Source organism: Streptomyces sp. NPDC006335, assembly GCF_040612795.1.
Classification (GTDB): Bacteria; Actinomycetota; Actinomycetes; order Streptomycetales; family Streptomycetaceae; genus Streptomyces.
In genome coordinates this window covers 63,255-74,645 of record NZ_JBEXQX010000011.1, presented here as the reverse complement: position 1 = coordinate 74,645, position 11,391 = coordinate 63,255, and the positions used below count along the sequence as shown (strand labels likewise).

General features: G+C 71.2%; 11 protein-coding genes. 7 read left to right on the top strand and 4 right to left on the bottom strand.

The features are described from left to right. Positions 1–118: 118 nt before the first annotated feature. The 5 genes from ABZ098_RS28140 (at position 119) to ABZ098_RS28120 (ending at position 5,346) form a co-directional block, all read left to right on the top strand. The gene (locus ABZ098_RS28140; RefSeq protein WP_356595750.1) at positions 119–760 is read left to right on the top strand and encodes a PAS domain-containing protein; all 642 of its coding nucleotides are present in this window, start codon (positions 119–121) and stop codon (positions 758–760) included. Positions 761–947: 187 nt separating this feature from the next. Continuing rightward, positions 948–2,135 (top strand): DSD1 family PLP-dependent enzyme, encoded by a 1,188-nt coding sequence (locus tag ABZ098_RS28135; protein WP_356595748.1) that lies wholly within the window; start codon positions 948–950, stop codon positions 2,133–2,135. Between the two features lie 320 nt (positions 2,136–2,455). Next, on the top strand, positions 2,456–4,258 hold the full coding sequence (locus ABZ098_RS28130; protein WP_356595746.1) for an acyl-CoA dehydrogenase: 1,803 nt from the start codon (positions 2,456–2,458) through the stop codon (positions 4,256–4,258). A gap of 94 nt (positions 4,259–4,352) precedes the next feature. Further along, positions 4,353–4,715 (top strand): metalloregulator ArsR/SmtB family transcription factor, encoded by a 363-nt coding sequence (locus tag ABZ098_RS28125; RefSeq protein WP_356595744.1) that lies wholly within the window; start codon positions 4,353–4,355, stop codon positions 4,713–4,715. Continuing rightward, positions 4,708–5,346 (top strand): SRPBCC family protein, encoded by a 639-nt coding sequence (locus ABZ098_RS28120; protein ID WP_356595742.1) that lies wholly within the window; start codon positions 4,708–4,710, stop codon positions 5,344–5,346. Before ABZ098_RS28125 ends, ABZ098_RS28120 begins: the two co-directional genes overlap by 8 nt. A 15-nt stretch (positions 5,347–5,361) precedes the next feature. Here the strand turns inward: ABZ098_RS28120 and ABZ098_RS28115 are convergent, their stop codons facing one another. Continuing rightward, positions 5,362–6,003 (bottom strand): lipoprotein, encoded by a 642-nt coding sequence (locus ABZ098_RS28115; protein ID WP_356595740.1) that lies wholly within the window; start codon positions 6,001–6,003, stop codon positions 5,362–5,364. A gap of 76 nt (positions 6,004–6,079) precedes the next feature. On the opposite strand from ABZ098_RS28115, the gene ABZ098_RS28110 reads away from it, so the two are divergent. Next, positions 6,080–6,874 (top strand): maleylpyruvate isomerase family mycothiol-dependent enzyme, encoded by a 795-nt coding sequence (locus ABZ098_RS28110; protein ID WP_356596065.1) that lies wholly within the window; start codon positions 6,080–6,082, stop codon positions 6,872–6,874. Between the two features lie 129 nt (positions 6,875–7,003). Next, positions 7,004–7,531 carry a hypothetical protein gene (locus ABZ098_RS28105; protein WP_356595738.1) on the top strand — a complete coding sequence of 176 codons (528 nt, stop codon included), beginning with the start codon at positions 7,004–7,006 and terminating at the stop codon, positions 7,529–7,531. A 285-nt stretch (positions 7,532–7,816) separates the two neighbouring features. Here ABZ098_RS28105 and ABZ098_RS28100 read toward each other — a convergent pair whose 3' ends face one another. From ABZ098_RS28100 to ABZ098_RS28090, 3 genes are read right to left on the bottom strand one after another with little or no spacing between them, the layout of a single operon-like run. Further along, the gene (locus ABZ098_RS28100; RefSeq protein WP_356595736.1) at positions 7,817–8,380 is read right to left on the bottom strand and encodes a hemerythrin domain-containing protein; all 564 of its coding nucleotides are present in this window, start codon (positions 8,378–8,380) and stop codon (positions 7,817–7,819) included. Positions 8,381–8,432: 52 nt separating this feature from the next. Then, entirely contained in the window at positions 8,433–8,882 is a 450-nt protein-coding gene (locus tag ABZ098_RS28095) for a hypothetical protein (RefSeq protein WP_356595734.1), read from the bottom strand. Then, positions 8,879–11,344, bottom strand: a complete 2,466-nt coding sequence (locus ABZ098_RS28090) for a nitrate reductase (protein ID WP_356595732.1) — start codon at positions 11,342–11,344, stop codon at positions 8,879–8,881. The genes ABZ098_RS28095 and ABZ098_RS28090 overlap by 4 nt, the downstream gene beginning before the upstream one ends. Positions 11,345–11,391 lie beyond the last annotated feature (47 nt).

The window sequence follows — 11,391 nt, the reverse complement described above, 5'->3', positions numbered from 1 at the left end:
CACCCGGGCGGCTCATATGTACACCTGGCTCACTCCGCTGGACAACCGCCGGTCGCACTCTTAGGCTGAATGTTCAGAACTAGACAATCAATCTACGTGAGCCAGGGGCGGAGCGCCGGTGGTGGAAGGCGTCGTTGACGGTGGGGACGAGCACCTCATCGGTGAGGCGGAGAAGATCGCGGTCGCGCTCGGCCGGATGTTTCCGGGCCTGTGCGAGGTGGTGCTGCACGACCTGCGGGATCCGCGTCACGCGATCCGGGCGATCGAGAACAACCTCTCCGGCCGCCGGGTCGGGGACTCCGCGACCGAGCTGGGACTGGCACGCATCGCCGATCCGGAGTATCCGAGCGTCATCCAAAACTATCCCAACCGGTTCCCCGACGGCCGCCCGGCCAAGAGCACGTCCATCGGGATCAAGAACGAGGCCGGCGAGTACATCGCGGCCCTGTGCCTCAATCTCGACGTGTCGGTGCTGTCACCCGTGACGCTCGCCCTGTCCAACCTCGTGGCCACGGCCGCCGAGCACCGTGAGCAGCCCCTGGAGACCCTGCGGGACCGCACCACACGCGAACTGCGCCGCACGGTCGAGGAGTTGGCCGCGGAACGCGCCGCCACGCCCCGGTCGCTGAGCAGGGGGGACAAGAAGGAGCTCGTACGACGGCTGCACCGGGGCGGCTACTTCGACTCGCGGGACGCGGCGCAGACCATCGCGGATCTGCTCGGCGTGTCCCGGGCGACCGTCTACAACTACACGAAGTGAAGGACTCCTGGTGGCGGGAAGTCCCGCCCGAACTGTTCGCCCGCGCCCGGGAGTTCTGCGACCTGCCCGAACAGGCCCGGAGCGTGGGCGCGGCTTCGACAGCTCCGAGGTCGCAGCGCAGGACCTGTTTCTTGGGCGTGGCCCTACTCGAGAAGATGGACGTCTCCCTGTGAAGCGTGTGAGCCCTGTGACATCTGTCGGCCCTGCTCAGGCCCCTGCGAGCGCCGCCGCTCGGACCCTGGCCGATCCCGACACGCCGTTCGCCGTCGTCGACGTCCACAAGGTCAGGCGCAACGTCGAGCGGCTGGCGGCCAGGGCCGAGCGGCTCGGCGTCACCCTGCGGCCGCACGTGAAGACGGCCAAGAGCCTCGATGTCGCCGCTCTCCTGCACGAAGGCGACCGGCCCTGCCCGGTCACGGTGTCCACCCTGGCCGAGGCGGAGGCGTTCGCCGACGGCGGTCACACCGACATCACCTATGCCGTGGGGATCGATCCCCACAAACTCCCGCGTGTCCTCGCCCTGTTGCGACGTGGGATCACCCTGCGCGTACTGCTGGACAGCGTGGAGCAGGCGGAGTTCGTGGCCGAGGCCTGCCGCCGGGCCGGATCGCGCGTCCCCGCTCAGATCGAGATCGACTGCGATGGTCACCGCGGCGGTGTCAGGCCAGATGCGTCCGGACTCCTCGACATCGGCCGCATCCTGGACGAAGCGGGCTGCCTGGACGGGGTGTTGACCCACGCGGGCGAGTCCTACTTCGCCTTCACGGCCGAGGAGCAGCGCCTGGCCGCGAGGAACGAACGGGACAGTGCCGTCGCCGCGGCCGAGCGGCTGCGCGCGGCGGGCCTGCCCGTGTCCACCGTCAGTGTGGGATCCACCCCCACCGCCCACGCCGCCGAGGACCTCACGGGGGTCACCGAACTGCGCGCGGGCAACTACGTGTTCTTCGATCTGGTGATGGCCGGTCTCGGTGTCTGCCGCGTCGACGACCTCGCCCTGTCGGTCGTCGTCACCGTCATCGGCCACCGCCCCGAGTACGGGTGGATCCTCACCGACGGCGGCTGGATGGCCATGTCCCGCGACCGCGGCACCGCAGCCCAGCCCCGGGACCAGGGGTACGGCCTGGTCGCGGACCTCGACGGCACGGTGATGCCGGGCCTGGTCATGACGGCCGCCAGTCAGGAGCACGGAACCCTCACCGCCCGCGACGGCACCCTGTTGCCGGACCTGCCCATCGGCACCCGCCTGCGCGTCCTGCCCAACCACGCCTGCGCCACGGCGGCCCAGCACCACGGCTACCACGTCGTCGACGGCTCACGGACGACGGCGGGCGTGCCGGTCGTCCAGGCCTTCTGGAGCCGCGTCAGCGGATGGTGATCGGTTCGGCAGGCCCGGGCGCAGGGCGTTATGATCCCGGCTTCCCCGCGATCTCCGTCAAGTGGGGGGTTCCGCAGGGCATTTGAGGGGATCACGGATCAAGACGGCTTGCCCCGCCGCGGCGACACGCCGGGGTGGTGACCGAAGTCGCTCCGTCACGCGGGCGTAAAGTGCCGCGTGGGAGGGGAATCACCCTTGTGCAGATCGTGGCTTGTGGTATTAGAGAGGCCGTTTAAGGGGTAACTACCACCATGCCCGGCTGTTCAATCGTGGTGATGATCATGATGTGATCAGAGGGCGCCTAGGGCTACGTTGCGGCTGTGATCACCTCTCAACTCCCCGTCACCACACCCCCACTGACCGAGACGGCCGCGATCCGGCACCTCCTCTTCGGCGCGCAGGCAGAGATCCACGAGCCCTGGCGCCGCCTGTTCAGCTCCGACGTGTTCGCCTTCCATGAGGGGCTGACCCATCAGGAGCGCACGGAACTGTCCTATCAACGCCTACGCACAGTGAACGCGGCGGTGCCCGATCCCCAGGCCCTGGCGCGGGACCCGGTCGCCCTGAGCGCCCTGCACGAGTGGGCGGGGGTGGTGGACGCCGGTATGACCACGCTCGCCAGCATCCACTACAACCTGTTCCTCGGCAGTCTGCTCGAACACGACCACGAGGGGCGGGACTTGGGCCCCTATCTCCGGATGGAACGCATCGGCACGTTCCTGTGCACCGAGCAGGCGCACGGCAACGACGCCCCCCAACTGGAGACCACCGCGACCCTGGACCGGGAGACGGGCGGATTCGTGCTCACCACTCCGACGCGGGGGGCGCGCAAATGGATGCCCAACACCTCCGTGGCCGGCGGCCCGAAGGACGCCCTGGTGGCCGCCCGTCTGGTGATCGACGGCAAGGACCAGGGCGTCTTCCTCTTCCTGACCTCGCTGACCGACGCGAACGGCCGCCATCTGCCGGGCGTGGAGGTGGAGCTGCTGCCCCAGACGGCCAGCAGTCCGGTCGACCACTGCGCCACCTCCTTCCACGGGGTGCGGCTGCCGCGGACGGCCATGCTCCAGGGGGAACACGGCCGGCTGACGGACGAAGGTGAACTCGTCTCCTGCCTGGGCAGCCCGCGCAAACGCTTCCTGCGCTCCATCGGCCGCGTGACCATGGGCAAGCTGTGCATGAGCGCCTACAGCCTCGGGGTGACGCGGCACGCCCTGACCGTCGCCGTGCGCCACGCCCACCAGCGGGTCACCTCGGGCATGACCAGCGGGCAGCGGGTGCCGCTGTTCTCCCATCGCACCCACCACGCCCCGCTCGTGGAGGCGCTCGCGACGACCTACGCCGCCACCCTGCTCCAGCGGGAGGTCGTACGGCGATGGGCGCGGGCGGCGGAGGGCGAGCGCGAGGAGGCCGAGCGGCTGGTGGCCGTCGCCAAGGGCTGGATCACCTGGCAGGCCCGCGCCGTGATGACCGAGTGCCGGGAACGCTGCGGTGCGCAGGGCCTGTTGCTCTCCAACGGGATCGCGGGACAGCTCGCGGCCAACGAGGGCACGATCACCGCGGAGGGCGACAACACCGTCATCTGGGTCAAGGCCGCCGGAGAGATGCTGCTGGGCGGTTTCACCCCGCTGCCCTCCAGTGAGGTGCCCCCGGCCACCCGGAGCCTGCACGATCCGGCCCACCTGCACGACCTGATGGGAGATCTGGAGCGAATACGTCACGAGCGGGCCCGGGTGCGACTGCGCGCGAAGCGGGTCGGCTCGCCTCTCGACCGCTGGAACGGTGCCTCCGGAGCGGCGCTGTCCCTGGTCGACGCCCACGTCCACCGGCTGGCCGCACAGGAACTCCTCGCCGCGGCCGCGCAGGCCGCCGACCCGCAGGTGGCCCTCCTGCTGGAACACCTCCACCGGCTGTTCGCCCTGCGGTACGTGGCCGCGCACAGCGGTGAGCTGCTCGCGCACGAGCGGCTGACCGCCGAGCAGGTCCGGTACCTGCCGGAGGTCCTGGAGGCCACCGTCGCCGCGCTGGTGCCGCACGCCCTGACACTCACCGACGCCTTCGCCGTGCCGGACGAGATCTCGGCGCGCCATCCCATGCTGCGACCCGAGGCGGCGCCGGCCTGACCGTCGCTCCTCCTTCCCGCAGTGGGGGCCGCGGAACACTCCGCGGCCCCCACTGATGCATAAGCCTTGGCTTATATAAGCGCTGGGTGGCATAGTGGGGCGCGTGCACGCGTTCGACGTACTCGGGGACCCGGTCAGGCGCCGGATATTGGAACTGCTCGCCTCGGGCGAGCAGGCGTCGGGCGAGGTCAGTGCCGTGATCCGGGACGAGTTCGGGATCTCCCAACCGGCCGTCTCGCAGCACCTGAAAGTGTTGCGGGACAGCGGCTTCGCCTCCGTGCGCGCCGACGGCAACCGGCGGCTGTACGCCGTCGAGGCCGCCCCGCTCAGGGAGGTGGACGCCTGGCTGGAGCGCTTCCGGGGTTTCTGGGACCAGCGGCTCGACGCGCTCGGAACGGAGCTCGCGCGGGGACAGCGCGAGCGCAGGCTGCAAGGAGAGGTGAGCGAGCATGAGTGAGATCGCCGACGCGATCAACCGTATGCACCGGCGGGTCGGCACCCGGCAGGTCGAGTCCGGCGAGGCCCGGACGGTCCTGCTGCGCCGCACGTACGACGCCGAGATCGCCGACGTGTGGGACGCGGTGACCTCCGCCGAGCGGATCGCACGCTGGTTCATGCCGGTCACCGGCGAGCTCAAGGTCGGCGGCCGCTACCAGCTGGAGGGCAACGCAGGCGGCGAGATCCTCGAGTGCGTGGAACCCGAACGGCTGCGGGTGAGCTGGCTGTACGGCCCCGACCCGGGCTTCAGCGAGGTCGAGGTGCGTCTCACACCCGAGCAGGGGGAGCGCACGGTCCTCGAACTGGAGCACGTGGCCGTCGTACCGGACGACTTCTGGGACCAGTTCGGGCCCGGGGCCGTCGGAGTCGGCTGGGACCTGGGGCTCTACGGACTCGCCCTGCACCTCGCGGGCGGTGGCCTCGGAAAGGAGGAGGCCGCGACCTGGCACACCACGCCCGAGGGCAGCGCGTTCATCACCGGCTCGGGCGAGGGCTGGGGCGAGGCGTACGCCGCCTCCGGAGCGGACCGGGAGACGGCGACGAGGACGGCGGCCGCGACGATCGCGTTCTACACGGGAACGGAGGCCTGACGCCGGGCCCCCGGCTCAGGCGGTGCGCAGGGTGCGCCGCGCGAGCTCGTACGCCGGGAGCATCTCCTCGTGCTCGTCGGTGTCGAGCCCGCCGAGGTGCACCACCACCGGCCCGTCCGCGGTGGCGACGGCGAAGGCGCTCTCCTTCTTCGTCTCGTCCAGGAGCTCACTGGCGTACAGGTACTCGACCTTCACCCCCGACAGGCCGCCGGACGTGAAGGTGCCGTACTTCTCCTTGCTCACGCCGTCCTCGGCCGCGAGGAATGCCTTCAGCACGGTCCGGGCGTCGGCGTCACCCGGCTTTCCGGCCCATACGCGCAGGAAGCCGATGTTGCCCGCGGGCTTCGCGTCGATCTCGCACGCCAGGGTGACGGGCCCCTGGCTCAGCTCCGCCTTCACCGCCTCCGCCTTCCAGCCCTTCGCCGTGTCGAAGGTGACGGGCAGTTCGCACGCCGAGCCGGCGGCGCCGATCGTGCCGCCACTGCTGACGGCCGTGTCGTCCGGGCCGGAGGGCTTCGCGGTCGCCGTCGTCGACGACGGGCGCGCGGACGCCTCCGAGTCGTCCCCCTCGGCGGCCTGCGAACAGCCTGTCAGCACACTCGCGAGCAATGCCACATGGGCCATCCGAAGCCAAGTGTTCCCCGCCCTGACCAGCATGGCCGTGTCTCCCTCTATTCAGTGGTGGTGCTCGAGGGAGTCAGGTTAAGTGGCAGGGATGACGAATCGTGCGGCGATGGGGGAAGCGTTGTTGACCTTCGACGAGTACTGCGACGCGATCGTCGCCCAGACCGACCTGCTCGCCCTTCACGTCAAGGGCGCCGATCCGACCGTTCCGGTGCCCACCTGCCCCGGCTGGGACCTCGGCCGGCTCCTGCGGCACGTGGGCGGTGACCACCGGTGGGCGGAGGACGTCGTACGGACCCGGGCCACTGAGCCGATCGACGACGACATGGTCAACGACCCGGCCGCCTACGCCCACCTCGACGGCTCAGGGCTCGGCGGCTGGCTCGTCGAGGGCGCCACGAGGCTGGCCGGCACCCTGCGCGCGGCCGGGCCGGACGTGCCGGTGTGGACCCCCGCCGACGAGCAACTGGTCCAGCAGTCCGCGATGTTCTGGGCCCGGCGCATGACGTACGAGACCCTCCTGCACCGGGCCGACGCGGCCCTCGTGACCGGGGCTCGGTTCGTGGTCGAGGAGCCTCTCGCGGTGGACGCCGTGGAGGAGTGGCTGGAGTTCTCCACCGTGCCCGAGGCCTACGAGCCCCTGGCGGGCGTGCCTGAGCTGCTCGGGCCAGGCCGGACCGTCGCCTTCGACGCGGGAGCGGCGGGGGAGTGGCTGCTCGACCTCACCGGGGAGCGGCCGGCGTGGCGGCGCAGGACCGGCGAGGCCGCCGTGATCGTGCGCGGACCGGTGACGGACCTGCTCCTTTTCCTCTACGCCCGCCCGGCCCCCGGCGTCGAGATCCGAGGGGACTCGGAGCTGCTGGAGCTGTGGCTGAAGCGCACCCGGTTCTGGCTGGAGGCGTAGGCGCGCGAAGGGAGCCGGTGTGGCCGAAGCCACGTGCCGGGTGAGGCCGGAGCCATGTCCTCCTGGCGGGGGCGCGGGCTACCGTTTCGCGCAGTCCCCTGTCCCACCGGCACCTCGGGCGGCCCGGCAGTGCAAGCAGATCTCTCCCCGGTCATCGCGGCGACCGCCCACTGGCTGACCCGCGCCTACCCGCCGGCCGGCGGCGCGCTGGCCGCCGCGCTGTGCGAGGTGCAGGCACGGCAGGCCGTGACGGTCGCCGCGTGGCTGCGTTATCCGACGGCGATGGACGCCGCGCTCGTCGGCATGGCAGGCCCGGGCGGCTCCGCCCGCCTCGACTGGGTGACCGGCGCGGACACCGCAACCGACCAGGACGCCGAGGAGCACGCCTGGCGCACCTGGGTGGACGAGGTGGTGGCGAGCTGGGCGGCCTGTCTGCTCACCGACCCCGAACTGGCCGAACGGGCGGTCGCCGACATCGCGGGTGGTGAACACACGACGGGCTCACCGGCCGCGTTCCGCCGTCTGCTGGCCCCGGACACGACGGACCGCGATGCCGCCGCCCTGCTCCGCCACCCGGACCTGCTCGCGACGGTGGCCGAGCTGCACCGGGGCGAGCTCCTGGACCGACTGGGGTCGGACGAGACGCTCGCCGCCTGAGGAGGGGGACGGGTGGTTCGGGGGGGCGGATGCGCCGGGAACTTCCTGAGCGCAGGAAGCTCCTCCGTCGAGCAGGCCGGTCGCACGTCCTGCTCGACCGACACCGTGCCGTGCCGTCATCGACGGCGCCGGACAGCTCCTGGAAGCCTGTGATCGGGTGCGACGACGCGGTCGGTCGGCCGGTGCCGACCGACCGCGTTCCCGGCCGGGCCGAGTCGTGCCGTCGCTCGCTGACGAGACCGAGGTCGGCATCCGCCGGGGTCGGCCCTACTCTGGCGACGCTCGTCAGTCCTCCTTGCCCCGGCCCGAGAGAGCGTCCCGGAGTCGGTCGACCAGGCCCGTTCCCGGAGCGAGAAGCTTGTTCGCCGGAGGAGTGTCCGGGGCCGACGGATGCGGGCGGGTCGGGGCCAGCTTCTTGGCGCGGCGCACCTTCTCGCCCAGGTCGTTCAGCTCCTGCTCCGAGCACGCGACACGCAGCTGCGGGAAGAGGGTCTCCTCCTCCTCGGCGATGTGCGAGCGGACCTCGGTCATCAGCTCGCCGACGATCCGGTCGAACTCGGGATCGTCCGCCTCGCAGCTCTCCAGGTCCTTCATGAGCTGCTCGGCCTTGGAGTGGTCGTCGATCTCCCGGTCGGCCATGGTGTTCCCGTTGACCAGGTGTTCCCGCACCGCCGGGTAGAGGTACTCCTCCTCCGCGACCGAATGCCGGATCAGCTCCATGGTGGCCTGGTCGGCGAACACCTTCCGGTTCTTCTCACCGGGTGCCAGTGCCTCGATCTTCCCGAACAGTTGCTCGACCTCGCGGTGATCGGTCACCAGCTCGTCGATGACGTTTCCTCCGTGTCCCATGTTCTTTCACCTCCGCCCCCCGGGTGCCCTCTGCCGCACCCTCTATGCCTGGTCACAGGCTTGTCAGGACTTGCGGGGACAACTGTTTGATCAGCGTGTCGCTCCAGCGCATCTGGCGCAGCGTCCGTGGGTGGCACGCGGACGCCAGTTCCAGCAGGTGCTCGTCCCGGGTCGCCTGGGCGACCTGCGCGAGCATCTCCCAGTGCAGTGAGTTCTCCGTGGCGGCCAGATGCAGGGCGCGCAGGTCGTGCAGGAGCAGCAACTCCGACGGCCCCTCGCCGGAAAAGGGTTCGGGTGTGTCGTCGTCGAGGCGCAGCCCCTCGCCCGCGGCGAACTCGGCGAGCCGCCCGGCATGCTCGTGCGACCAGTCCGCGAGGTCGGTGGCCACGTGGTGGACCTCGTGTTCCTCGGGGTGCCGCTCGGAAACGGCCACCAGGTCCCGCGCCAGCCGTCGCTCCCCGCGGTGCAGGGCCCGCAGGATGTGGGCGATGCCGTCCTTCATGGCGTGCCTCCCGGCTCACTGTCCTGTGTCGCGTACGCCTGCCGCCCGCCGGTCGTGACCGGCACGGAGCCGGGGTCCGACGGCGCCGAGGCCGTGGTGGTCGGCGCCGGCGCGTACCGTCCGTCCGCGCGGGCGACCAGGGTGAGCGCGGCTGCCGCGGTCTTGAACAGGGGCTGCTTGGAGGCCGGGTCCCAGTCGGTGATCGTCGTCTCGTTCGCGGCGCGGCCGGGCCCGCCGCCGTCCGGGCCGTCGCCCTCCTTGGTGTCCCAGTAGCCGTAGTGGAAGGGCACGAACAGCAGCCCCGGCCGGATGTCGGTGACTCGCAACCGCGCCTCCAGCGCCCCGCGCGGGGTGGCCACCTTGACGAGATCGCCCTCGCCGAGACCGAGCCGCGCCGCGTCCGCCGCGCAGGCCTCCACCCACACCTCGGGCGCGGCCTCGTCGAGCTGCGGCACGCGGCCGGTCTTGGTCCGGGTGTGGAAGTGGTAGAGCGTACGGCCGGTCGAGAGCTGGAACGGATACCGCTCGTCCGGCATCTCGTGCGGCTCGACGTACGCGGCCGCCTTGAGCACGGCCTTGCCGTGGGGGTTGAGCGAGCGGTACTCCACCGGGTCCACGGTGGCCCCGGTCTCCAGGTCCTTGCCGTAGCTCTCGCAGTCGTCGGGGTGGGCCCAGGTGATGCCGTCCGTGTACAGCCGCGCGGTGCCCCGCGGGTTCGCCTCGGTGCACGGCCACTGGATGCCACCAGCGGCGCGCAGCCGCTCGTAGGTAAGGCCCGTGTAGTCGCAGGGGCGGCCCGCGCTGCACCGCTTCCAGGCCTCGAACGCCTCCTCGGGCTCCCGCCAGCCGATCAGCGGGCCGCCGTCCTTGTCGCGGAAGTCCATGCGGCGCGCGAAGTCGAGGAAGATGTCCAGGTCGGACCTGGCCTCGCCGGGCGGCTCGACCGCCTTCTCGCACAGGTGGACGGTCCGGTCGGCGTTGGTGATCGTGCCGGTCTTCTCGCCCCAGGTGGCGGCGGGCAGGACGACGTCCGCGAGCCGGGCGGTCTCCGTCAGGAACAGGTCCTGTACGACCGTGAAGAGCCGGTCCTGTGCCAACAGGGCGCGGATACGGGCCAGTTCGGGCAGCGACACGGCCGGGTTGGTGCCGCTGATCCAGAGCATCCCGATCGAGCCCTGCTCGGCGTAGCGGAACATCTGCATCGCGTGCGTGGGCGGGGCGAAGTGCGGGATCCGGGCCGGCTCGACGTTCCACACCTTCGCCAGGTCGGCGACATGGGCGTCGTTCTGCCAGTTGCGGAAGCCCGGCAGATCGCCGTCGGCACCGCACTCACGGGCGTTCTCCGCGCTGGGCTGGCCGTTCATCTGGAGCACGCCCGCGCCCGGGCGGCCCAGCATCCCGCGGATCAGGTGCAGGTTGTCGACCTGCACGGCCGCGGCGGTGGCCTGGTGCGCCTGGTAGACGCCCTGGAGGACCGTGGACAGCAGGGCGTCCGCCGTACCGACGAGTTCGGCCGCCTCGATGATCCGCGACACGGGCACGTCGCAGATCTCCGCCGCCCACTGGGGCGTGCAGGGAGCGACTTGCTCGGACAGCTCCTCGAAGCCGACCGTGTGCGCCTCGACGAAGTCGTGGTCGACCCGGTCGTGCCGGATCGTCTCGTGCAGCAGGGCGTTCAGCAGCGCCACATTGGTGCCGGCCCGCGGTGCCAGATGCACGGTCGCGTGCCGGGCCACTTGGGTCGGGCGGGGGTCCACACACAGCAGCCGCGGCGGATCGCCGCCCGCCAACCGGTCCAGGACGCGCGTCCACTGCACGGTCTGCGTCTCGGCCATGTTGTGGCCGAACAGGGCGATCACGTCGGCGTGGTCGAGGTCGTCGAAACTGCCCGGCTGGCCGTCGCAGCCGAAGGACTCCTTCAGCGCCTCGGCCGCGGTCGCGGTACACAGGCGGGTGTTGCCGTCGAGATGGTTGGTGCCGACGCCCGCCCGGGCGAGCACGGCGAGCGTGTAGTACTCCTCCAGGAAGAGCTGCCCGCTGGTGTAGAAGCCGATCGAGCCGGGCCCGCGCTCGTCGAGCAGTTCCCGGGTACGGGCCGCCACCAGCTCCATCGCGGTGTCCCAGTCCGTCTCCACGAGATGGCCGTCGCGCCGTACGAGCGGCCTGGTCAGCCGGTCCGAGGAGGCGTTCGCCTGCCAGCCGAACAGGTCCTTCGGCCCGAGCCTGCCCCGGCTGACACGGTCCGTCGCCCGTCCCCGTACGCCCGCCATACGACCGTCCACGACGGCGATGTCCATGGCGTCACCACCGGAGTGCAGCAGCGACGCCGCCGCCACCCACCTCTGCACGGCTCCCGGCTCCACGCCCTCCGCGAGATACGCGTCCACCCTGGAGGGCCAGGTCCCGTGGCGCCCGTACGGCGTCCGGTCGCCCCATGGATCCGCAATCCGGTCCGCCTTCATGGAGGCCTCCTCGAGAACTCCCGCCGACCGCTCCTGAGTACCCGCGC

What these genes read in the sequence shown, in the direction of transcription:
- ABZ098_RS28120 (WP_356595742.1), top strand. Translation starts at nt 4,708, where the DNA reads ATGAGTGAGATCGCCGACGCGATCAACCGTATGCACCGGCGGGTCGGC.
- ABZ098_RS28115 (WP_356595740.1), bottom strand. Translation starts at nt 6,003, where the DNA reads ATGCTGGTCAGGGCGGGGAACACTTGGCTTCGGATGGCCCATGTGGCA.
- ABZ098_RS28090 (WP_356595732.1), bottom strand. Translation starts at nt 11,344, where the DNA reads ATGAAGGCGGACCGGATTGCGGATCCATGGGGCGACCGGACGCCGTAC.
- ABZ098_RS28100 (WP_356595736.1), bottom strand. Translation starts at nt 8,380, where the DNA reads ATGGGACACGGAGGAAACGTCATCGACGAGCTGGTGACCGATCACCGC.
- ABZ098_RS28095 (WP_356595734.1), bottom strand. Translation starts at nt 8,882, where the DNA reads ATGAAGGACGGCATCGCCCACATCCTGCGGGCCCTGCACCGCGGGGAG.
- ABZ098_RS28110 (WP_356596065.1), top strand. Translation starts at nt 6,080, where the DNA reads ATGGGGGAAGCGTTGTTGACCTTCGACGAGTACTGCGACGCGATCGTC.